The 20,372-nt window shown below is 66.7% G+C and carries 17 protein-coding genes; 8 read left to right on the top strand and 9 right to left on the bottom strand.

Annotated features, from left to right (window positions below; genetic code table 11):
* Window positions 1–41: 41 nt before the first annotated feature.
* Window positions 42–1,145 carry an SLC13 family permease gene (locus J2T07_RS10550; protein ID WP_306849730.1) on the top strand — a complete coding sequence of 368 codons (1,104 nt, stop codon included), beginning with the start codon at window positions 42–44 and terminating at the stop codon, window positions 1,143–1,145.
* Between the two features lie 21 nt (window positions 1,146–1,166).
* Here J2T07_RS10550 and J2T07_RS10555 read toward each other — a convergent pair whose 3' ends face one another.
* From J2T07_RS10555 to J2T07_RS10585, 7 genes are all read right to left on the bottom strand, one after another.
* On the bottom strand, window positions 1,167–2,450 hold the full coding sequence (locus J2T07_RS10555) for a polyhydroxyalkanoate depolymerase (protein WP_306849731.1): 1,284 nt from the start codon (window positions 2,448–2,450) through the stop codon (window positions 1,167–1,169).
* 83 nt (window positions 2,451–2,533) lie between these two features.
* A complete protein-coding gene (locus J2T07_RS10560) occupies window positions 2,534–3,298 on the bottom strand; it encodes a class I SAM-dependent methyltransferase (RefSeq protein WP_306849732.1) in 765 nt (254 codons plus the stop codon).
* A gap of 31 nt (window positions 3,299–3,329) precedes the next feature.
* On the bottom strand, window positions 3,330–5,606 hold the full coding sequence (locus tag J2T07_RS10565) for a xanthine dehydrogenase family protein molybdopterin-binding subunit (RefSeq protein WP_306849733.1): 2,277 nt from the start codon (window positions 5,604–5,606) through the stop codon (window positions 3,330–3,332).
* A complete protein-coding gene (locus J2T07_RS10570) occupies window positions 5,603–6,154 on the bottom strand; it encodes a (2Fe-2S)-binding protein (RefSeq protein WP_306849734.1) in 552 nt (183 codons plus the stop codon). The genes J2T07_RS10565 and J2T07_RS10570 overlap by 4 nt, the downstream gene beginning before the upstream one ends.
* Before the next feature lie 47 nt (window positions 6,155–6,201).
* Window positions 6,202–7,515: an APC family permease gene (locus J2T07_RS10575; RefSeq protein ID WP_306849735.1), complete on the bottom strand. Its 1,314-nt coding sequence runs from the start codon at window positions 7,513–7,515 to the stop codon at window positions 6,202–6,204.
* A gap of 78 nt (window positions 7,516–7,593) precedes the next feature.
* Complete coding sequence (locus J2T07_RS10580) at window positions 7,594–8,202, bottom strand: exopolysaccharide biosynthesis protein (protein ID WP_306849737.1); 609 nt, start codon at window positions 8,200–8,202, stop codon at window positions 7,594–7,596.
* A 52-nt stretch (window positions 8,203–8,254) separates the two neighbouring features.
* The gene (locus tag J2T07_RS10585; RefSeq protein WP_306849738.1) at window positions 8,255–9,574 is read right to left on the bottom strand and encodes a hemolysin family protein; all 1,320 of its coding nucleotides are present in this window, start codon (window positions 9,572–9,574) and stop codon (window positions 8,255–8,257) included.
* A 125-nt stretch (window positions 9,575–9,699) separates the two neighbouring features.
* On the opposite strand from J2T07_RS10585, the gene J2T07_RS10590 reads away from it, so the two are divergent.
* Window positions 9,700–10,329 carry a DUF47 domain-containing protein gene (locus J2T07_RS10590; protein ID WP_306849739.1) on the top strand — a complete coding sequence of 210 codons (630 nt, stop codon included), beginning with the start codon at window positions 9,700–9,702 and terminating at the stop codon, window positions 10,327–10,329.
* A gap of 13 nt (window positions 10,330–10,342) precedes the next feature.
* Window positions 10,343–11,467, top strand: a complete 1,125-nt coding sequence (locus tag J2T07_RS10595; protein ID WP_306849741.1) for an inorganic phosphate transporter — start codon at window positions 10,343–10,345, stop codon at window positions 11,465–11,467.
* 3 nt (window positions 11,468–11,470) lie between these two features.
* Here the strand turns inward: J2T07_RS10595 and J2T07_RS10600 are convergent, their stop codons facing one another.
* On the bottom strand, window positions 11,471–11,875 hold the full coding sequence (locus J2T07_RS10600; RefSeq protein WP_306849743.1) for a hypothetical protein: 405 nt from the start codon (window positions 11,873–11,875) through the stop codon (window positions 11,471–11,473).
* Between the two features lie 75 nt (window positions 11,876–11,950).
* Between J2T07_RS10600 and J2T07_RS10605 the strand changes: the two genes are divergently transcribed.
* Complete coding sequence (locus tag J2T07_RS10605; RefSeq protein WP_306849745.1) at window positions 11,951–12,310, top strand: MGMT family protein; 360 nt, start codon at window positions 11,951–11,953, stop codon at window positions 12,308–12,310.
* Between the two features lie 13 nt (window positions 12,311–12,323).
* Here the strand turns inward: J2T07_RS10605 and J2T07_RS10610 are convergent, their stop codons facing one another.
* Window positions 12,324–12,614, bottom strand: a complete 291-nt coding sequence (locus J2T07_RS10610; RefSeq protein WP_306849747.1) for a hypothetical protein — start codon at window positions 12,612–12,614, stop codon at window positions 12,324–12,326.
* A gap of 180 nt (window positions 12,615–12,794) precedes the next feature.
* Here J2T07_RS10610 and recQ point away from each other — a divergent pair, with 180 nt between their 5' ends.
* The 4 genes from recQ to zwf all read left to right on the top strand — a co-directional run bounded on the left by recQ (window position 12,795) and on the right by zwf (window position 20,110).
* Entirely contained in the window at window positions 12,795–14,609 is a 1,815-nt protein-coding gene (gene recQ, locus J2T07_RS10615) for a DNA helicase RecQ (protein ID WP_306849749.1), read from the top strand.
* A gap of 137 nt (window positions 14,610–14,746) precedes the next feature.
* A complete protein-coding gene (gene ybaL / locus J2T07_RS10620; protein WP_306849751.1) occupies window positions 14,747–16,402 on the top strand; it encodes a YbaL family putative K(+) efflux transporter in 1,656 nt (551 codons plus the stop codon).
* 70 nt (window positions 16,403–16,472) lie between these two features.
* On the top strand, window positions 16,473–18,299 hold the full coding sequence (locus J2T07_RS10625) for a glycoside hydrolase family 15 protein (protein WP_306849753.1): 1,827 nt from the start codon (window positions 16,473–16,475) through the stop codon (window positions 18,297–18,299).
* Entirely contained in the window at window positions 18,296–20,110 is a 1,815-nt protein-coding gene (gene zwf, locus J2T07_RS10630) for a glucose-6-phosphate dehydrogenase (RefSeq protein ID WP_306849755.1), read from the top strand. Before J2T07_RS10625 ends, zwf begins: the two co-directional genes overlap by 4 nt.
* Window positions 20,111–20,372 lie beyond the last annotated feature (262 nt).

Here is a 20,372-nt window from a genome sequence, read left to right on the forward strand (position 1 = left end):
AGCCGATATGATCCCGTCCTTGGCGGCGGGATCCTTCCTTCATGATGTGGCTACCTCCTTCATTGCGCGCGCTGCGCCGCGATGTCTTCTTCCTCGTGCTGCTGGCCGTGTCGATCGCCCTCGCGATCGCACTGCCTTCGCGCGTCGCCGGTTGGCCCTCCCTGGTCGACTGGCCCACCATAGCCGCGCTCACGGGCCTGTTGATCCTCACCAAGGGCGTGGAATCCAGCGGCGCCCTCGACATGGCGGGGCGCTGGCTGATCGATCGCACCCCGACGCGGCGCGTGGCGGCGATCGGTCTTGTCGCGGCCACGGCCGTGCTGTCGATGCTCCTGACCAACGACGTATCGCTCTTCGTGATGGTGCCCTTGACCCTGAGCATGTGCCGGATCGCACGGATGCCGGCGACGCGCCTGGTGGTGTTCGAGGCCCTGGCGGTGAATGCGGGCTCGATGCTCACGCCGATCGGCAATCCACAGAACCTGTTCCTCTGGCAGCAGTGGAACAACGGCTTCGGTGGTTTCGTCTGGGCGATGCTGCCACTGGTCGCGATCGCCCTGGCCCTGTTGCTCGCGCTGACCGCGCTTGCGTTTCCCGCCACGCCGCTGGAAGTGCATGAGCGTGGCGGGGAGTCCGTCGATCGCATGATGCTCGGCGTGGCGGCGCTGCTCTATGTGCCCTTCATCGTACTGGCCGACCTGCAGTACGTGGGCTGGGGACTGCTCGGCGTCGTGGCGGTTTTCCTCGCACTTCGGCGGCGTGTCGTCGCCAGCATCGACTGGGGGTTGTTGCTGACCTTCGTGCTGATGTTCATCGACCTGCGCATGCTGGCGGGGCTCGAGGCGGTCCGCTCGTTCGTGGCGGGTCTGGGCCTGGAGCACGCGGTACACCTGTACGTCACCGGCGCGCTTGCTTCGCAGGTGGTCAGTAACGTGCCCGCGGCGATCCTGCTGGCGGAGTATTCACACGACTGGCGCACGATCGCCTTCGGCGTGAACGTGGGCGGGTTCGGCTTCGTCCTGGGCTCGCTGGCGAACCTGATCGCACTGCGGCTGTTGGGCGAGCGCAAGGCCTGGGGCACGTTCCATGTATGGTCGGTGCCATTCTTCGTGGTGATCGGACTATTGGGCTGGGCCCTGCTGTAGCGGCGGGCTTTTGCCTGGTCATCAGGCCTTGCGGGTGCCTTGGGCGCCGGTGTTGCTGTTGCCGCGATCGAAGGCCTTGATGAAATCACGGACATCCGGATAAACCACGTCGCGCCAGCGGCGGCCGCTGAAGATACCGTAGTGGCCGGCGCCCTCGATCGTGATGTGCTTGCGGCGTTTCTTCGCGATGCCCTTGCACAGGCCGTGCGCCGCTTCGGTCTGGCCAAGGCCGGAGATGTCGTCGAGCTCGCCTTCGATGGTGAGCAGCGCGGTGTCCTTGATCTTCGCCGGTTGCACCAGTTCACCGTGCACCTCCCAGGTACCCTTGGGCAGGCGGTGTTCCTGGAACACGGTTTCGATCGTATCGAGGTAGTACTCGGCCGGCATGTCGAGCACGGCGTTGTACTCGTCGTAGAACTTGCGATGCTGGTCGGCGTCGTCGAGGTCGCCCTTGCGCAGGTTCTCGTAGAAGTCCCAGTGCGACATCACGTGGCGGCTCGGATTCATCGCGATGAACCCCGCGTGCTGCAGGAAGCCCGGGTAGACTTCGCGGCCCGCTCCCGGGTACTGGTAGGGCACCTTGTGGATCAGCTGGTTGCGGAACCACGACAGCGGACGCGTGGTGGCCAGGTTGTCGACGCTGGTGGGGCTCTTGCGCGTGTCGATCGGACCGCCCATGAGGGTAAGCGTGGCCGGCGTGGCTTCGCCGCGGGCGGCCATCAGCGATACGGCCGCGAGCACCGGCACCGTGGGCTGGCAGACCGAGACCACATGCGCGCGATGCACGCCGACATGGCGGATGAATTCCTCGATATACGACACGTAGTCGGCCAGCGAGAACGAGCCCTGGTCGAGCGGGATCATGCGCGCGTCGACCCAGTCGGTGATGTACACCTTGTGGTCGCGCAGCAGCGTGCGGACGGTGTCGCGCAGCAGCGTGGAATGGTGGCCGGACAGCGGTGCGACGACCAGCACGGCCGGATCGTTCTTCATCTTGTCGACGGTGGCCTGGTCGTCGGAGAAGCGCTTGAACCGCTTGAGGGTACAGAACGGCTTGGCCATGGCGACCTGTTCGACGATGGCGACATCGTGGCCGTGGGCGTGCACGCTGTGGATATCGAATTCAGGTTTTTCGTAGGCCTTGCCCAGCCGGTACATGAGTTCGTAACCGGCGGCGGCGCGTTCCGCGCCCGGCACCCGGGCGAACGGGCTGGCGATATCGCCGAACATCTTCGCGCCCGCCTCCGCCCAATAGGAGAGCGGGCTGAGCATCGAGCGTTGCCATTCGTGCATGAGATAGAGCATGCAGCTTGCGTCCGGGGCGGGGAAGGTGGCGCATCATAACCAGTTGCGCCGCGCCATGTGTAAAGCCCCTGTTTTTGCTCGATTTAAGTACTGGCCTTGCGGCAGACCAGCAGGACTTCGTCGACTCCGGGACCGGGTTCGAAGCCGGCCGTGAAGGCCAACGGCTTCTGGAAGCGCACGCCCAGCGGCATGAACACCCGGTTGTACCACCACATCGCGCGGGCGCGCTGGTGGGTGAGGAACCACTGCCCGAGGTCGAGCAGTTTCGACGATTTCGGCTGCATGCCATAGACCGCGCTGCGCTCGATGGTGAACCCGTGGCGTCCCAGAAGCGCGCGGATCGCGTCGGGCTCGTAGCGGCGGTAGTGGCCTACGAAGTCGTCGAAGGCCGTCCACGCATCGGGGTGCAGGGGGACCGAGATCAGCAGGCGCGCGCCGGGTTCGGCCACGCGGGCCAGCTCGCCCAGCGCACCCTCGTCGTCCACCACGTGTTCGAGGATGTCGAAGGCGCAAACGAAGTCGAAGCTCGCTTCGCGAAAGGGCAGGGCGCCGATCATGGCGTTGGCCACGCGGGCGCCGTGCCGGCCCAGCTCGGCCAGCGCGGGCCGGCTGAGGTCGACGAACTGGGTGTCGGCCAGTGGCAGGCGGGGGCGCAGCCCGGGAGCGACTTCCAGGCGCCGAGAGGTTTGCGCGGCCAGTTCGGCCACCAGCGGCCAGGTGTTGAACCGCTCGGGCGCGAATAGCTTCGCGTCCGTCCACAAGGCGTCGTAGAAGCGCTTGTTGCTGCCGATCAGGTCGGCGTCGGTCCGCTGGGCCGGAGGGCCCGAGGTAAACGATGCGATGGTCATGCGGTACCTCGGGGCGGTGAAAGGCAAGGGACTAGCGCAGTCGCGCCAGTTCGCGCAGCAGGGGCAATCGGCGTACGCGCACGGCGGTGGCGCGGAAGACGGCGTTCGCGAGTGCCGGCGCCGCCGAGGGTACGCCGATCACGCTGGCGCCGGCCGGATCGGCGGTGGATGGCACGATCACCGTCTCCACCTCGTAGGGCATCGGCTGCGTGGCGGCGACCGGGTAGTCGCGGAAGCCCGTCTGCTGCACCTTACCGTCCTTCACCGTGATGGCGAGGTTGAGGGCGGTGGACAGCGCATCCAGCGTGGCGCCCTGCAACTGGGCTTCCAGGCCAAGGGGATTGATCGCGCGGCCCACGTCGGCCACGCAGACCACGCGATGGATGTCGATGCCATCGGTGGTCGGCGCCACTTCGATGGCGTGGGCCACGTAGGCGCCGAAGACGTAGGCGCAGGCGATGCCAAGCCCATTCTCGCTGCGCAGCCAGCGGCTCCAGTCGAGCTTGTCGGCGGCGAGCTTCAGCACGTTCGCCATGCGCGCGGTATCGATGGGGCCGCCACGGCCGTTGTACGGCAACTGGCGCGGCTCGCCGAGCAGGGCGAGACGGAAGTCGAGCGGATTCGCCTTGATCGCGTGCGCGAGTTCATCGATGAAACTCTCACTGGCGAAGGTGGGCGTGACGTGCGGTGAACCTCGCCATTCGCCACGGGCCAGCGTCGATTCCAGCGGATACCAGTCACTGCGGAAGTTGGGAACGAGTCCCGCAGGCAAGGCGTCGGCGACCAGTTCCGATTGCCAGAGCCGGTTGTCCGGCGTGGCCCGGCCCACCAGTGCGGAAGGGCTGGCCATGCGCTGGTGCCAGCCGACGATGTTCTTCTTCCGGTCCAGCGACGCGTTGAGGCGATGCACGGCCAGCGGACGGTAGTAGTCGCGCGCCAGGTCGTCATCGCGGGTCCAGAGCACCTTGACCGGCCGGTTGCGGATCTCGTCGGGCTTCTTGGCCAGGGCGATCGCCATGGCCTCGGCGATGTAGTCCTGCTCCAGCCGGCGGCCGAAACCGCCGCCGCCACGCGGCACCTGGATGTCGATCTGGTCGGGACGGAACCCGGTCATGCGTTGCACGACGGTGTATGCCTGGCGCGGCGACTGCGTGGCGGCGATCACCGTCACGCTGGTGTCCGGATCGAGGCGGACGACGCAATTGGGGGTTTCCGCCGTGGCATGCGCGACCCAGGGCTGGAAATACGTGGCTTCGAGTGCACGCGCGGCCTTCTTGCGCGCGGCGGTGATATCGCCGTCGTTGCGCACGGTGGTCGGCGCCGCGGCATCGTCGCCGAACAGGTCGAGCGCCTTCTGCTCGAGGGCGGAGCTGGGCGCCTCGGTGGTGTCGCCGGGCTTCCAGGTCGCTTTCAACGCGGCGCGGCCGGACAGGGCCGACCAGGTGTCGCGCGCGAGCACCACCAGCGCGGGTGCCTGGGCGGCGAGACCGGGCTGCTGGCCTTGTTCGGGAGTGATTTCGATCACATCGAAGACGCCCTCGACTTTTTTCGCCGCGTCGCGGTCGGCGGTGTCGAGCGACCCCCCGGGATAGGGACAGCGTGCCAGTACCGCGATCACCGGGTCGCCGATGCTCTCGTCGAAGGCGTAGCGCAACGTGCCGGTGACGACCGCGCGCGCATCCACGTCACCGGCCGGCTGGCCTATGAGGTGATAACGCTCCGCTTGCTTCAGCGGAGGTGGCGTGGAGGGCGCATCGATGCCGGCCGCCGCCGTGGCAAGGTCGGCATAGGAAATCCTCCGGCCGTCGGCGGCGATGACCATGCCGCTTTCGCCGCGAAGCTGTTCCGCCGGGACGCCAAGGCGGCGCGCGGCCGCCTGCAGGAGCAGCCAGCGGCCCAATGCGCCGGCCTGGCGCAGGTCGGCCCAGGCGGCGGGAATGCTGGTGGCGTCACCGCTACGCTGGCGGCCATAGGTGAATTTCGGCTCGCCGTTGCCCTGCGTGACGCCGAGACCGAGCGGTTCGACGATCACGCGCGACCAATCGGCGTCGAGTTCCTCGGCGATGATCCGCGCCAGCGATGTGGACGTGCCTTCGCCGTTGTCGGGATCGCGCACGCCGATATAGATGCGGCCGTCGGCGGCGATACGCAGGTAAGGGCCGACCTGGGCCCAGGCGTCGCCCAGCAGGCCGAGCGGCGGCGGGCGATCCAGGGCCTCCGCGGTGCCGACGCCGATCACCAGCGCGCCGGCGGTGCCGGCGGCATATTTCAGGAACCGGCGGCGGGAAAGTCGGACCTCGCCACTCATGCCTTCGGGTCCTTCATTGCGCCGGCGGCGCGCTTGATCGCCTTGCGGATACGGCCGTAGCTGCCGCAACGGCAAAGGTTGCCGATCTTGTCGATATCCGCGTCGGAGGGATTCTTCTGCCGCGAGAGCAGGTCCACCGCGGCCATGATCTGACCAGGTTGGCAGAACCCGCACATGATGGCGTCCTCGTCGATCCAGGCCTGCTGCACGGGGTGCAGCGTGCCGTCCGCGGCGGACAGGCCTTCGACCGTGGTCACCCGCTTGCCGGACATCTTTTCCATCTTCGTCTGGCAGGAGGCCACGGCCTTGCCGTCGACGATGACCGTGCAGAAGCCGCAATCGCCCTGGTCGCAGCCGTACTTCGCGCCGGTCAGGCGCAGCACGTCGCGCAGGTACCAGAGCAGGGGCATGGTCTTGTCGCCCGTGTGCCGGTAGCGCTTGTCGTTGACGATGAGGTCGATGCCTTCACGTACCGGCTTGGGCGCCGGTTGACGGGCGTCCTGCTTGGGCGGAACGGGTACGGGAGACGTCGGACCTTGCTGTGCCATCGGCTTTCCTCAACTGAACCGGGTCATTGTGGCATCCGTGCCATGGTTCAGCGAGCGACTTTACTGAACAGCCGTCGCCACACCGCGTAGACGGGCAGTCCCGACAGCACCACGAGGCAGACCACCCCGGCACTGAGTGGCTTGTCCCAGGTATATGCCACGACCACGCCGATCACGGTGGCGAGGAAGACCAGTGGAAGCAAGGGATAGGCGGGCGTGGCGAACGCGGGCCGCCCCTGGGCATGCCGGCGATACCAGAACAGCGTGGCGATGGTGACCGCGTAGGCGGCCCAGTCGCCGAACGCGGCGAAATCGAGCAGTTGCCCGTAGTTGGCGATCCATACGAGCACGATGGCCCACGCCGAAAGCATCATCAGCGCGATGTTCGGCGTGCGATAGCGCGGGTGCAGCCTGGCCACGCTGGAGAAGAAAAGGCCGTCCTGTCCCATCACCTGGAGGACGCGGGCGCCGGCGACGAGGGTGATGTTGCAGAAACCGAGCGTGGAGATGGCGATGCCGATGGCGATCAGCTTCGCGCCGGCGGTGCCGAACACGCGGCTCATCACGTCGGCTGCCGGTGCCTGGCTCGCCGCTAGCCCGTCGTGGCCGAGCACGGCGAGGTATGCATAGTTGGTGAGCACATAGGCGGCGATCACCACCAGCATGCCCACGATCAGCGCTCGCGGCAGGGTGCGCTGCGGATCGCGGACCTCGCCGGCGAGGTTGTTGAGGTAGCTGAAGCCGGAGAAGGCGAACAACACCGGCAACAGGGCGCCGGCGAGGCTGCCGGTCACCTGGGTCGGGCTCGCCTCCAGCGCCTGTGTGGTGCCGGCTCCCGCGAAAGCGACGCCGGTGACCACCAGCACGACGATGGCGGTGAGCTTCAGTATGGCGAAGACGTTCTGCACCTGGGCGCCGAAGCGGATGCCAAAGAGGTTGAGCCCCGTGACGAAGACGAGCGCGCCGATGGCGAGCGGCTTGATCAGGCCGGGCGAAAGGCCGAACACGGACGTGGCGTAGCTGCCGAAGATGGTCGCCACCGCCGCGCTGCTGCCGCTGTAGATCACCAGCAGCATGGTCCATCCGAACAGGAATCCGGCCAGCCGGCCGAAGGCTTCGCGCAGGTAGACGTAGCTGCCGCCCGCCTCCGGTCGCCGCGCGCCGAGTTCGGCGTAGCAAAGGCAGCCGATCAGCGTAAGCAGGCCGCCGGCGACCCAGAGTCCCAGCAACACCCAGCCCGAGCCGGTGCGCTGCGCGACGATGCCGGGATTGAGGAAGATGCCGCCACCGATGATCCCGCCCACGACGATGAGCGCGGCGTCCATGAGGGTGAGGCGGCGGGCGTAGCCGGGATTTTCCATGGATCGTCGTCGCCTGGGTAAAGCGCGCAGGATCGCCTGTGCGCCACGGCCCCCGCAAGCCCGGATCGTGTTGAACGCCTAGAACATGTGGCGAAAGAGGTCGGCCAGCGCGCGGCTGAAGGTGGCCGAGGCGATCACGATCGCCACTGTCGTTACCCAGACCATGAGCAGCAGGACGCCGTCGCGCTCCACCAGCGCGAAGGCGAAGGCGATCAGCATGCCGCCGAACACATAGTTGGTGAAAGGGATCGGCAAGGCCAGCAGGAGGCCGATGAGGATCATGATGGCGCCCGAGGCGAAGATGAACGGTCGCTGCGTGAGGCGCTGCAGGCGTGGCCTGCAGATCCTTTCCAGCCGGTGCGTCATGGGCGCGACGCGATCGAGGAAACGCAACAGACCCTCGCGTGACATCGTGCGCCGACGAAGGAAGCCGGGGATCCACGGATGCTCGAGACCGATCAGCATCTCCAGCCCGAGCGCGATCACGAAGACGCCCATGATCCCACCGATGCCCAGCGGCACGGGTATGAAATTGGGGATCGCCAGCAGGAGAAGGAGGAAGCCGAAGGCGCGGTGCCTCAGCGGCTCGAGCAATTGCTCGATCGTGATCCGTTCACCGGGGGTGGACATGAGCGCCGCCCTCAGCAGGGCGGCGGTCTTGTCTTCGCGCGGTTCGGTCGGGGTCATGCAACGACTGTCGCGGCCCGCGCTTGAACCGCCGCTTTACGTTGCCCGGGTGTCATTCGCCGGCGGCGGGCTCTTCGGCGCCGACGGTGCTCACCAGCACCTTGTCGATGCGTGCACCATCCATGTCGACCACCTCGAACCGGTGGCCCTGCCAGCCGAAAGACTCGCCCGCCTGCGGTATGTGGCCGAACTGCGTGGTGAGCATGCCAGCCACCGTACGGAAATCGTGTTCCTCCTCGTTGGGAAGACGGTCCAGTTGGAGCAGTTCGCGCAGGTCGTCGGCGGGCAGCGACCCGTCGACCAGCCAGCTGCCATCGTCGCGGCGCACGATGGGGCCTGCCTGCCCGGCGTCGTCGGCCGCGGGAGCGGTGGCGCCCACCACGGCCGTGAGCAGGTCGTTCAAGGTGACCAGGCCTTCGATATCGCCGTATTCGTCCACCGCCAGGGCGAGCTGGGTGTCGGCATCGCGAAAAGCCTCGAGCAGGTCGAGGGCCCGTGCCGTCGCGGGCACGAAGAGCGGACGGGCGATGCGGGCGAAAAGGTCGACCTGGCCGCGCTCAAGCGAGCCGATGAGTGATTTCACCTCGACCGTGCCGACCACTTCGCTTTCGTCACGCCGGTAGACGGGATAGCGAGAGAACTGCGTTTCGCGCAGTACCTCGAGGTTATCCTCGCGCGATGCGGCAACGTCCAGCCAGGCGATCTTCATGCGCGGCGTCATGACCGAGTCCACCGTGCGGTCGCCCAGGCGCAGCACGCGGTTGACCATGTTGCGCTCGTCGCTGTCGAGGATGCCTTGCTCGGCACTTTCCGCCACGAGGAGACGGATCTCCTCTTCGGTGGCCGCGCTGGCGCTGGCGCGGTGCAGGCGGAGCACGCGGAGGATGCCGGTGGAAAGATGGTTGAGCAACCAGACCATCGGCAGGGTGATGCGCGAAATCACCAGCATCGGCATGGCGATCTGGCAGGCGATGCGTTCGGGGGCGGAGAGGGCCGCGCGCTTGGGCACGAGTTCGCCGATGACGATCTGGACCAGCGACATCAGCAGGAAGCCGAGCAGCCAGCCGACCACGCGCACATATGGTTCCAGCCAGAGTGGGCCGCCGCCGTGCAGGAGTTCGGCGAATTTTTCGCCCAGGCTGTCGCCGGCCACCGCGCCCGTGACCAGGATGATCAGGGTCATGCCGACCTGGACGGTGGAGAGGAAACGCTCCGGCGATTCGGCCAGTTGCAGGGCGACGCGGGCGCGCCGGCTGTCCCTGGCCAGCTGCTTGAGCCGGCTCTTGCGCGACGCGACGACGGACATCTCGGACAGGGCGAAGAAGCCGTTGCCGAGGGACAGGACGAGGACCAGCAGGAGTTCGGAGAGCATCGGGGGCTTATATAGCAGATGGGCCGTGCCGGGTCGTGGAGGTTCTTCCGGGGAGCCCACGGCATCGCCAGGCTCAGTCCGGTAACATTAGCGTCATAAATCCCCAAGGTTCCCCAGGCGACGCCATGTTTTCTCTCCAGACGATCTTCGGTAAGGGCGACAAGTTCTATGGGCTGCTCGAGGCCAGCGCCGAGGCCGCGCGTGAAAGCGCGCGGGCCATGCACGAGCTGGTGACCCAGACCGACCGTACCCCGGTGATGGCCGCCTTCAGCACGGCACGTGCCCGCGAGAAGGCCTTGCACGGGCAGATCGGCGAGGAACTGGTGAACACCTTCGTCACCGCCCTGGATCGCGAGGACATCGAGGCCCTGAACTCGGCGCTGTACAAGATACCCAAGACCATCGAGAAATTCGCCGAGCGCTACGTGATCGTCGCCGAGCGCCTGCAGGGCATCGATTTCAGCCAGCGCGCGGCGCTGCTCGAACGCTCGGCCGACGTCGTGGTGGCGATGATCGGACAACTCCGCCACGGCCTGAAGATCGACCCGGTGAAGAAGCTGCGCGACCAGCTCCAGGCGTTGGAGTCCGAGGCCGACCGGTTGCTGCTCGACCCGTACCGCACCCTTTACGCCGAAGCCTCCGATCCGCTCCGGGCCATCCTCGCCAAGGACCTCTTCGAACTGGTCGAGAAGGCCGTGGACAAGTGCCGGGACGTCGGCAACGTCGTCTATTCGATCGTGCTCAAGAACTCCTGACGGCGGGCGCCCCATGAGCATGGTTATCGCGGTCGTCCTGATCGCCCTCGCGTTCACCTACATCAATGGCTTCCACGACACGGCGAATTCCATCGCCACCGTGGTCGCGACCAAGGTACTCACGCCGGGCCAGGCGGTCCTGCTGGCCGCCGTCACCAACCTGGCGGGCGCCCTCTGGGGCACGGCCGTGGCGGCGACGATCGCCTCTGGCCTGATCGACACGGGCGTGGTCGAGGTCGGCTCGCACCTGCTGATCAGCGCACTGCTCGGCGCCACCATCTGGAACCTGATCACCTGGTGGCTGGGCCTGCCTTCCAGTTCCAGCCATGCACTGGTCGGCGGCCTGTGCGGCGCGGCGCTGGCGGCCGCGGGCGACAACTTCCATTCGATCATCTGGTGGCAAGGCGGCGCGCACTGGTGGCTCGGCAAGGGGGTGGTGCCCAAGGTCATCGTGCCGATGATCGTCTCGCCCTTCCTCGGCTTCGTGATCGGATTCGCCATCATGGGTGGCCTCTACGCGTTGCTGGGTTTCTTCTCCAGCCGCAAGGGCCCGTTGCGCCGCTTCGGCCGCACGCCGTTCGTGAACAGCTTCTTCGGCAAGGCGCAGATCGTCTCGGCCAGTGCCATGGGCCTGTCCCATGGCATGAACGACGCGCAGAAGAGCATGGGCATCATCGCCCTGGCCCTGGCCGGCGCGACGGCGGCCGGCCAGTTCGACCACCTGCCCGCGTTCCTGCATTTCCTGCGCATCCCGCACGACCCCGCGGCGGCTGGCGGCTTCCCGATCCCGATCTGGGTGAAGGTGGTCTGCGCGTTGACCATGGCCGGGGGTACCGCCGGTGGCGGCTGGCGCATCATCAAGACGCTCGGTCACAAGATGGTGAAGCTGCATCCCATCAACGGCTTCGCCGCCGAAGGCAGTTCCGCGGCCGTGATCCTTACCGCTTCCATGCTGGGCGTGCCGGTGTCGACCACCCACAACGTTTCCGCGTCGATCATGGGCGTGGGCGCGGCCAAGCGTTTCAACGCCATCCGCTGGTCAGTGGTCGAGCGCATGGTCTGGGCATGGATCCTCACCCTGCCCATCACGGCGGGGCTCGGCTACGGCCTGGTCAAGCTGGGCCGCCTGCTGTTCTGACTCCTACAGTGCGTCGGCCTCGCCGTTGACGACCTGCTCCAGCTGGTCGCCGATGGCGCCGAGCTCTTCGATCAGCCGGGCCAGTTCGCGCTCATCCAGGTAGTCGTATGGGCGGTTCTCGCACAGGTGCAGGTAGGGCGAGCCATCGAGATCGGCTTCGGCCAGGTATCCGGTGCGCTGCTCCCAATTGAAGCGCAGGCAGCGCCGCGCATCCACGCCGGCCAGGGGGCCGATCGGCGTCGACAGGCGCAGGAAGCGCTGGCCTTCGGCGTCTTCGAGTTCGGCCAGGTAGATGCCCTGGTGCCGCCCGTCCGGCAACTCGAGGTCGAAGCTGATGATGTAGGGCTCGTTCTGGCGGAGCTTGTGAATGCCGCCCAGATGGGAGCGAATCGCTTCGAAATGCCGCATGGCTACCTGCTGGTCCGTCGTCGGGGGATTCCGATGGTACGCTCAACGGAGGCCCCGGACATGCACGAAACAACCATGAACGATGTACTCGACGATGACGAGGCCCGCGCGCTGCGGGCGCAGCGGATCATCGATGCGGTCGCGGCCATTCCCCGTGGCCGGGTGGCCAGCTACAGCGCCATCGCGGCTCGTGCCGGGTATCCCGGCCGGGCCCGTCTGATCGGCCGGGTGCTCGGCGAGGCGCCCAATCGCCTCGACCTGCCATGGCATCGCGTGTTGCGTGCCGACGGCAAGATCGGCATTCCCGCCGGCACGCGGGGTTATCGCGAACAGTGCCGGCGGTTGAAGGACGAGGGGGTGGTCGTGAAGGACGGGCGCGTGCCCATGAGCGCCTTCGGCCTGGATCATGACCTCGATCGTGCCATCTGGGGATGACCCGTCCGCGGAGTCAACGGTAGGTGACCTCGACCAGGCGCCATGACCGTGACGGATCGCGGTGCAGGGCGTAGTCGAACAACGACAGCCTGGCGTCGGCTTGTGTCAGGGGCGTATCGAGCAAGCGGATGATGGCATCGCCTCGGCGACCCGCCGGACAATCGAGCTTGCCTTCGCCTACCGGGCAGGATGGTTCGACAATGACGCCATGGAAGCCGATGCGGCCTCCCCCGGCGAATGTGGGCAAGGCGCCGACAAGCAAGGCGCCTGCAAGCAGGCTTGCGGGAACGAGCGCTTTTTTCATGACATCCCCCCTCTTGAGGACGTGAAACGCTGTGGAGTCGCGGGGCGGCATGCCCGGGTCCATTACCTGCCGATACGCAAGGAAAGAAAACAACCTTTCGTCTCAAATCGGTGTAGGCCTACATCCCGTTCAGCTGCCGTCTTGTGCCGGCATGTCGCGCCGGTTTGTTAGCATGGACGGATGCAGTCCCAGGCTCTCGATCTTCTCCATTCCGTATTCGGCTACCCCGGATTCCGCGGTCAACAACAAGCCATCGTCGATGAGGTCGCCGGTGGGGGCGATGCGCTGGTGCTCATGCCGACGGGCGGCGGCAAGTCGCTTTGCTTCCAGATTCCGGCCCTCATGCGTCACGGGACGGGCATCGTCGTCTCGCCGCTGATCGCCCTGATGCAGGACCAGGTCGACGCCCTGACCGAAGCGGGCGTGAAGGCGCGATACCTCAATTCCAGCCTCGACGCGGCGACCCAGCGCGAGGTCGAGGACCTGCTCCTGGCCGGCGAACTCGACATGCTCTACGTGGCCCCCGAACGCCTGCTCACGGGGCGTTTCCTCGGCCTGCTCGAGCGCATTCCCGTCGCGCTGTTCGCCATCGACGAAGCCCATTGCGTCTCGCAGTGGGGACACGATTTCCGGCCCGAGTACCGTGGGCTCGCGATCCTCCACGAGCGATTCCCCGACGTGCCGCGCATCGCGCTCACGGCGACCGCCGACGAGCGTACCCGCGAGGAAATCGTCGAACGGCTGGGACTGCACGAGGCGCGTCGCTTCGTTTCGAGTTTCGACCGTCCGAACATCCGCTATCGCGTGGCCCCGCGCCAGAACGCGCGGCGGCAACTGCTCGATTTCCTCGACGGGCATCGCGGCGAGGCGGGCATCGTCTATTGCCTGAGCCGGCGCAAGGTGGACGAAACCGCCGCGTGGCTGATGGAGGCTGGCATCGAGTCCTTGGCGTACCACGCCGGTCTCGATACGGAGACACGAACCCGGCACCAGCAGCGCTTCCTTCGCGAGGAAGGCGTGGTGATGGTCGCCACCGTCGCCTTCGGCATGGGGATCGACAAGCCCGACGTGCGCTTCGTGGCACACCTCGACCTGCCGCGCAGCATGGAGGGCTACTACCAGGAAACCGGCCGCGCCGGCCGCGACGGCCTCCCCGCCGAAGCCTGGATGGTCTACGGCCTGGGCGACGTCGTCACCATGAGCCAGATGATCTCGCAATCGGAAGCGGGCGACGACCGCAAGCGCATCGAGCGCCTGAAGCTCGACTCATTGCTCGGCTATGCGGAGGCGACGCGCTGCCGTCGACAGCTGTTGCTGGAAGCGTTCGCCGAAACCTATCCCGAGCCCTGCGGCAACTGCGACAACTGCCTGGTGCCGCCGAAGACGTGGGATGCCACGCTGGCGGCGCAGAAAGCCATGTCCTGCATCTATCGCAGTGGACAACGCTACGGCGCCGGACATCTCATCGATATCCTTCGCGGCGAAGCCGGCGAGCGCGTCCGCGAACTCGGCCACGACAAGCTCACCGTGTTCGGCGTCGGCGCCGACATGGATGCCACGCAATGGCGTTCGGTGTTCCGCCAGTTGCTCGCGGCCGGATGGATCGAGGCGGATCCCGAGGGCTTCGGCACCTTGCGCCTGTCGTCCACCAGTGGCCCGGTGCTGAAGGGTGAGCGCCGGGTGTGGCTGCGCGAGGACGCACGGCCGGCGAAGGGACGCCGCGGTAAGCGGTCGCCGGCCACCGTGCCGGGTGGTTCGCTCGGCATCGAGGAAATCGAACAGCCGTTATGGGAAGAACTGCGTCGCGTACGCGCCGAACTGGCCAGGCAGCACGGTGTTCCGGCCTACGTGATCTTCCATGACGCCACGTTGCTGGCCATGCTTCGCGCGTTGCCGGGAAACGAAGAGGAACTGGCCTCGATCAGCGGCGTGGGCGAGAACAAGCTCAAACGCTATGGCAAGGATTTCCTCGCGGTGCTTACGGCGGCAGGCTGACGGCTCCCACCGGGCGGCTCCACGGAAGTTGCACGGTCTCGCAGATGGCAGTGGGTTGAGACAAGTCTCATGCATGTGGTGCTTGCGTGGGTCCGCGCTTGCCCCCATTGCTTTCGGGACGACTCAGGGAAGCCGCCATGCACGACGCCACGCCGCTTATCGCCACCATTGTCGGTGGCCTCGTTCTCGCCTTCATCTTCGGCGCGATCGCCCACCGGCTGAGGTTGCCTGTCCTGGCCGGCTACCTCGTCGCCGGCGTGGTCGCCGGTCCGTTCACGCCGGGCTGGGTCGCCGATGCGCACATCGCCCAGGAACTCGCGGACCTCGGCGTCATCTTGCTCATGTTCGGCGTGGGCCTGCACTTTTCCCTGAAAGACCTCCTCTCGGTCAAGGCCATCTCCGTTCCCGGGGCCGCGGTGCAGATGGCTGTCGCCACCGGCCTGGGCATGCTGCTGGGCTGGCTGCTCGACTGGCCGCTCGCGCAAGGCTTTGTGTTCGGTCTCGCCCTCTCGGTGGCCAGTACAGTGGTCCTGCTCCGCGCGATGGAGGAGCGCCGCCTGCTCGACAGCGACCGAGGTCGCATCGCGGTGGGATGGCTGATCGTCGAGGACCTGGCGATGGTGCTGGCCCTGGTGCTGCTTCCGGCGATCGGCGGCTTCCTCGGTACGGAGAAGGGCGGTTCGTCAGCGACCATGGGTGCCCTGCTGGAGACGGTGGCCTGGACCGTCGGCAAGGTCGTCGTGTTCGTCGCGCTGATGCTTATCGTCGGCAAGCGCGCCATTCCGTGGACGCTCCAGGCGATCTCGGCCAGCGGCTCGCGTGAACTGTTCCGCCTCGCCGTGCTCGCCATCGCGCTGGGCATCGCGTTCGGGGCGGCCCATCTGTTCGACGTTTCGTTCGAACTCGGTGCCTTCTTTGCCGGCATGATGATGGGCGAGTCGAAATTGTCCCAACGCGCCGCGGAGGAAACACTGCCGCTGCGCGATGCCTTCGCCGTGTTGTTCTTCGTATCGATCGGCATGTTGTTCAACCCGGGCATCCTGCTCGAACACCCGTGGATCGTGCTGGCGGCCTGCCTCATCATCATCGTGGGCAAATCGGTGGCCGCCTTCGCCATCGTGCGCGCCTTCGGCCGGCCCGCGAAGACGGCGCTCACCATCGCCACCAGCCTTGCGCAAATCGGCGAGTTTTCCTTCATCCTCGCCGGCCTCGGTGTTTCGCAGGGCCTGTTGAGCGAACAGGCGCGCGATGTGCTGCTCGCCGCGGCGATCGTCTCCATCCTGGTCAACCCGCTGCTTTTCGCGGCGCTCGACCGCTGGATCGCGAGGCACGATTCCGATGCGCCGGAGGATCATCCCGACGCCATCGCCGGGCATACGGTGCTGGTCGGTTATGGCCGCGTCGGGCGCCGCGTATTCGACGAGCTGCACGCCGTCGGGGCGCGCACGCTGGTGATCGAATCCGATGAGGATGCGGTCCGCGAACTACGCCGCAAGGACATCGCCGAGATCGTGATCGGCAACGCCGCGGCCGCGCCGGTGCTGGCGGAGGCGAACCTCGCGGGTGCCAGGGCGCTGATCGTCGCCGTGCCCGATCCTTTCGAAGGCGGGCAGATCGTTCGCGCCGCGCGTGCCCTGCGCCCGGATCTTCCCATCGTGGCGCGCGCGCACTCGGTGGAATGCGTCGCCCATCTCGACGGCCTGGGCGCGAGCGACGTGATCTACGGTGAGCAGGAACTTGCGCACAGCATGTTCGAGGCGGCACAGCCACGGCGGGGCAGCCCCGCACATTGATGCGGATACGCCGGCCTAACGGCCTGTTCGTTATGGTCGAAGGACTGGCGGTCGAGACGACGAGGACAGCATGGCATCCCTGATCGAGGACTACGCGATGCTCGGCAACTGCCGAAGCGCCGCACTGGTGGCACGGAACGGTTCGATCGACTGGTTATGCCTGCCTCGCTTCGACTCCGCTTCCTGCTTCGCCGCCCTCGTCGGCGATGAAGACAACGGAAGGTGGCGAATCGCCCCCGCCGATCCCGATGCCGCATGCACACGCCGCTACATCGACGGTAGCCTCGTGCTCGAGACGGAATGGCGCACGGCCACGGGACGGGCGAGGGTCATCGATTTCATGCCGTTCGCCGGCGACCAGGTGGGTGTCACGCGCATCGTCGAAGGCATCGAGGGCCGGGTGGATTTCGAAGCCGTCCTCACGATCCGCTTCGATTACGGCAATGCCGTGCCCTGGGTCAGCCGCGTGGACGAGACCACCCTCACCGCCGTCGCGGGACCGGACATGCTGGTCGTGCGCAGTCCGGTGGCCGTGGAGGGCGAGGGCATGCACAGCGTCGCCCGCTTCGTGGTGGGCAAGGGCGATTCCGTTCCCTTCATGATGGCCTGGGGTCCCTCGCACCTGCCGCCGCCCGCCGCACTCGATCCCCATGCCGAACTGCGCGATTCCCTCGCGTTCTGGGAGAAATGGTCGAATCGCTGCAACGACAGCGGTGAGTGGAGCGATATCGTCCGCCGTTCGCTGGTGGTGCTCAAGGGCCTGAGCTACCTGCCCACGGGCGGCATCATCGCGGCACCCACCACCTCGCTTCCCGAGCAATTGGGTGGCCAGCGCAACTGGGATTACCGTTATTGTTGGGCGCGCGACGCCACCTTCGTGCTTTCGGCCCTGGTCAACGCGGGGTATCACGACGAAGCCAGCGCGTGGCGCGACTGGGTGCGCCGGGCGGTCGCGGGATCCCCGGACCAGCTTCAGGTCCTCTATGGCGTGGCCGGCGAGCGCCGCCTGGAGGAATACGAGGTGCCCTGGCTCGCCGGCTACGAGGGAGCGAAGCCCGTACGCATCGGCAACGCCGCGTCCGCGCAGTTCCAGCTGGACATCTTCGGGGAGCTCGTCGGTGCCTTCGCCCATGCCATCCGCCATGGCGTCGCCCTGCAACCCGAGGCCGACGGCGTGCAGGCGGTGTTCCTGGAACATCTCGCCGGAATCTGGCGCCAGCCGGATGAGGGCATCTGGGAAATCCGCGGCGAGCCACGCCATTTCGTGCATTCGAAGGTGATGGCCTGGCTGGCGTTCCAGCGTGCCGCCGAACAGGACCGGCACGGTCATGATCCGGGTTTCACCCGGCGCTGGCGCGCGATCGCGGACGAAATCAAGGCCGACATCCTGGCCAAGGGCGTCGACCCCGCGCGCGGCTGCTTCACCCAGTCGTACGGGTCGACCGAACTGGATGCCAGCCTGCTTCTGGTGACCCTCACCGACTTCCTGCCGCCGGACGATCCGCGCATCGTCGCCACGGTACGGGCGATCGAGGAAGACCTGCTCGTCGACGGCTTCGTGCGCCGCTACGACACGCGCAGCGGCGTGGACGGCCTGCCCCCTGGAGAGGGTGAGTTCCTGCCATGCAGCTTCTGGTTGGTGGAGAACTACGTATTGCTCGGCCGCCTCGACGAAGCACGCGAATTGTTCAAGCGCCTCATCGGGCTCGCGAACGACCTCGGCCTGCTCGCGGAGGAGTACGATCCACGGTCGAAACGGCAACTGGGCAATTTCCCACAAGCCTTTTCACACGTCGCGTTGGTTAATGCCGCTTTCAGCCTTGCGCATCGTTACAGCGCGACGGCGGATGTCCACGCCACCCCCGAAGCCCTCGATCCCCAAGGAGTCCGTGCATGAGCCAAGCCCAACCGAAGCGCGTCGCCTCACGCGCTCACCCGGCAGACCCGTGTACCGTCGTGATTTTCGGCGCCGCTGGTGACCTCACCAGCCGCCTCGTCGTTCCCGCCCTCTACAACATGCGTCGCACCGGCCTGCTGTCCGACAACTTCTCCGTGATCGGTTTCAATCACGGCAAGATGACCGACAATGCCTGGAAGAAGAGCCTGACCGCCGCACTCGAGCGGTTCGTCGGCAACAGCGGCAGCAGGCTCGACGCCGATGCGTGGGGCTGGCTGAGCGGCCAGATGACTTACCACGCTGGCGACTTCGACGACCTCACCGCTTTCCAGAGCCTCGCGATCAAGCTCAAGGACGCGGAGCGCCGCCGTGGCACCAAGGGCAACGTGTTGTTCTACCTCGCCACGCCGGAGCGCTTCTTCGGCGACGTGATCGAGAAACTGCACGAGGCCGGCCTGGTCGACGATGGCGGCCCCGATGGCCAGTGCTGGCGCAGGGTGATCGTCGAGAAACCGTTCGGCCACGACCTCGCCTCCGCGCATGCGCTCAACGAGCGCATCCTCAAGGTGCTGCGCGAAGACCAGATCTACCGCATCGATCATTTCCTCGGCAAGGAAACGGTGCAGAACATCATGGCCTTCCGTTTCGCCAACGGCCTGTTCGAGCCCATCTGGAACCGCGATCGCATCGACCATGTGCAGATCACCGTGGCAGAGACGGTCGGCGTCGAGCGTCGCGGGTCGTTCTACGAGCAGACCGGTGCATTGCGCGACATGGTGCCGAACCATCTGTTCCAGTTGCTGGCGATGGTCGCGATGGAGCCACCGACCTCGTTCGACGCGGAGGCCGTGCGTACGCGCAAGGCCGAGACCATCGAGGCGATCCGTCCCATCCAGCCCGAGGACGCCGTGCGCGGGCAGTACGGCCCGGGCGCGGTGAACGGGGAACTGGCGATCTCCTACCGCGACGAACCGAACGTGGCGGCTGATTCCGTCACCGAAACCTTCGTCGCCATGAAGCTGTCGATCGACACCTGGCGCTGGTCGGGCGTGCCCTTCTACCTGCGCACCGGCAAGCACATGGGCCGGCGCACCACGGAGATCGCGATCCGCTTCAAGTCCGCGCCGTTCGCGCCGTTTCGCGGCACGGGCATGGACGCGTTCGGTCCGGACTGGCTGGTATTGCAGATCCAGCCCGACGAAGGCATCTCGTTGCAGTTCGACGTGAAGCGTCCGGGCCCGCGCGTGGAACTCGCACCCGTGCGCATGGATTTCAAGTACGCCGACTGGTTCCGTGCCGAGCCCAACGTGGGCTACGAGACCTTGCTGTACGACTGCATGACCGGCGACGCCACCTTGTTCCAACGGGCCGACATGGTCGAGGCATGCTGGCGTGCCGTGCAGCCGATCCTCGACGACTGGGCACAGCGCACGCCCGCCGACTTCCCGAACTATGCGTCCGGCAGCGCCGGCCCCGCTTCGGCCGATACCTTGCTGGCCCTGGGTGGACGTTCGTGGCGTCCACTGAACTCGGCGAACGAACTCAACGCCAGGCGCACGGCGAGGCCCAAGGTGGACGCGCCTTCGCCCGCGCAGAAATCGCCGGAGCGCCGCAAGGCCGCGCAAAGGGCCGCCGCGAAGAAGACCTTGCGCCGCACCGCGGTGAAGAAGGCCGCACCGGCACGCAAGGCGACGGTGACGAAATCGGTAGCCAAGAAAGCGCCGGCCAAGAAAGCGTCCGCGGCCCGAAAGGCACCGGCACCGGCCAAGCGTGCGCCGGCGGCCAGAGGAAAGGGGCCGCGCAAGAAGTAGTGTGAGCCTGGAGCCCCTGAAAAACCGTGGGAGCCGCTCGAGGTGGGAGCCGACCCTGCCGGCGACGGGTGCTTGCCGTACCTGGCCCGCTGCCGCGGGATCGCCGCCGAAGCGGCTCCCACCTCCTCGGTCAGTTGGTGCCGACCACTGATGGGAGTATTCGACCTCCATGGATCTTCTACCCCTATTTCTACCCCTATAGAGGGATGACAGGGCATTTCCCCGCTGCCCGCCCGGCCAAGGGTTCCTTCCACTTCGCCGG

This window comes from Luteibacter jiangsuensis (assembly GCF_030812295.1).
Classification (GTDB): Bacteria; Pseudomonadota; Gammaproteobacteria; order Xanthomonadales; family Rhodanobacteraceae; genus Luteibacter; species Luteibacter jiangsuensis_A.

Bases quoted from the DNA above. Each gene is read 5' to 3' on its own strand.
- J2T07_RS10550 (WP_306849730.1), top strand. From the start codon at position 42: ATGATGTGGCTACCTCCTTCATTGCGCGCGCTGCGCCGCGATGTCTTC.
- J2T07_RS10555 (WP_306849731.1), bottom strand. From the start codon at position 2,450: ATGCTCTATCTCATGCACGAATGGCAACGCTCGATGCTCAGCCCGCTC.
- J2T07_RS10560 (WP_306849732.1), bottom strand. From the start codon at position 3,298: ATGACCATCGCATCGTTTACCTCGGGCCCTCCGGCCCAGCGGACCGAC.
- J2T07_RS10565 (WP_306849733.1), bottom strand. From the start codon at position 5,606: ATGAGTGGCGAGGTCCGACTTTCCCGCCGCCGGTTCCTGAAATATGCC.
- J2T07_RS10570 (WP_306849734.1), bottom strand. From the start codon at position 6,154: ATGGCACAGCAAGGTCCGACGTCTCCCGTACCCGTTCCGCCCAAGCAG.
- J2T07_RS10575 (WP_306849735.1), bottom strand. From the start codon at position 7,515: ATGGAAAATCCCGGCTACGCCCGCCGCCTCACCCTCATGGACGCCGCG.
- J2T07_RS10580 (WP_306849737.1), bottom strand. From the start codon at position 8,202: ATGACCCCGACCGAACCGCGCGAAGACAAGACCGCCGCCCTGCTGAGG.
- J2T07_RS10585 (WP_306849738.1), bottom strand. From the start codon at position 9,574: ATGCTCTCCGAACTCCTGCTGGTCCTCGTCCTGTCCCTCGGCAACGGC.
- J2T07_RS10590 (WP_306849739.1), top strand. From the start codon at position 9,700: ATGTTTTCTCTCCAGACGATCTTCGGTAAGGGCGACAAGTTCTATGGG.
- J2T07_RS10595 (WP_306849741.1), top strand. From the start codon at position 10,343: ATGAGCATGGTTATCGCGGTCGTCCTGATCGCCCTCGCGTTCACCTAC.
- J2T07_RS10600 (WP_306849743.1), bottom strand. From the start codon at position 11,875: ATGCGGCATTTCGAAGCGATTCGCTCCCATCTGGGCGGCATTCACAAG.
- J2T07_RS10605 (WP_306849745.1), top strand. From the start codon at position 11,951: ATGAACGATGTACTCGACGATGACGAGGCCCGCGCGCTGCGGGCGCAG.
- J2T07_RS10610 (WP_306849747.1), bottom strand. From the start codon at position 12,614: ATGAAAAAAGCGCTCGTTCCCGCAAGCCTGCTTGCAGGCGCCTTGCTT.
- recQ (WP_306849749.1), top strand. From the start codon at position 12,795: ATGCAGTCCCAGGCTCTCGATCTTCTCCATTCCGTATTCGGCTACCCC.
- ybaL (WP_306849751.1), top strand. From the start codon at position 14,747: ATGCACGACGCCACGCCGCTTATCGCCACCATTGTCGGTGGCCTCGTT.
- J2T07_RS10625 (WP_306849753.1), top strand. From the start codon at position 16,473: ATGGCATCCCTGATCGAGGACTACGCGATGCTCGGCAACTGCCGAAGC.
- zwf (WP_306849755.1), top strand. From the start codon at position 18,296: ATGAGCCAAGCCCAACCGAAGCGCGTCGCCTCACGCGCTCACCCGGCA.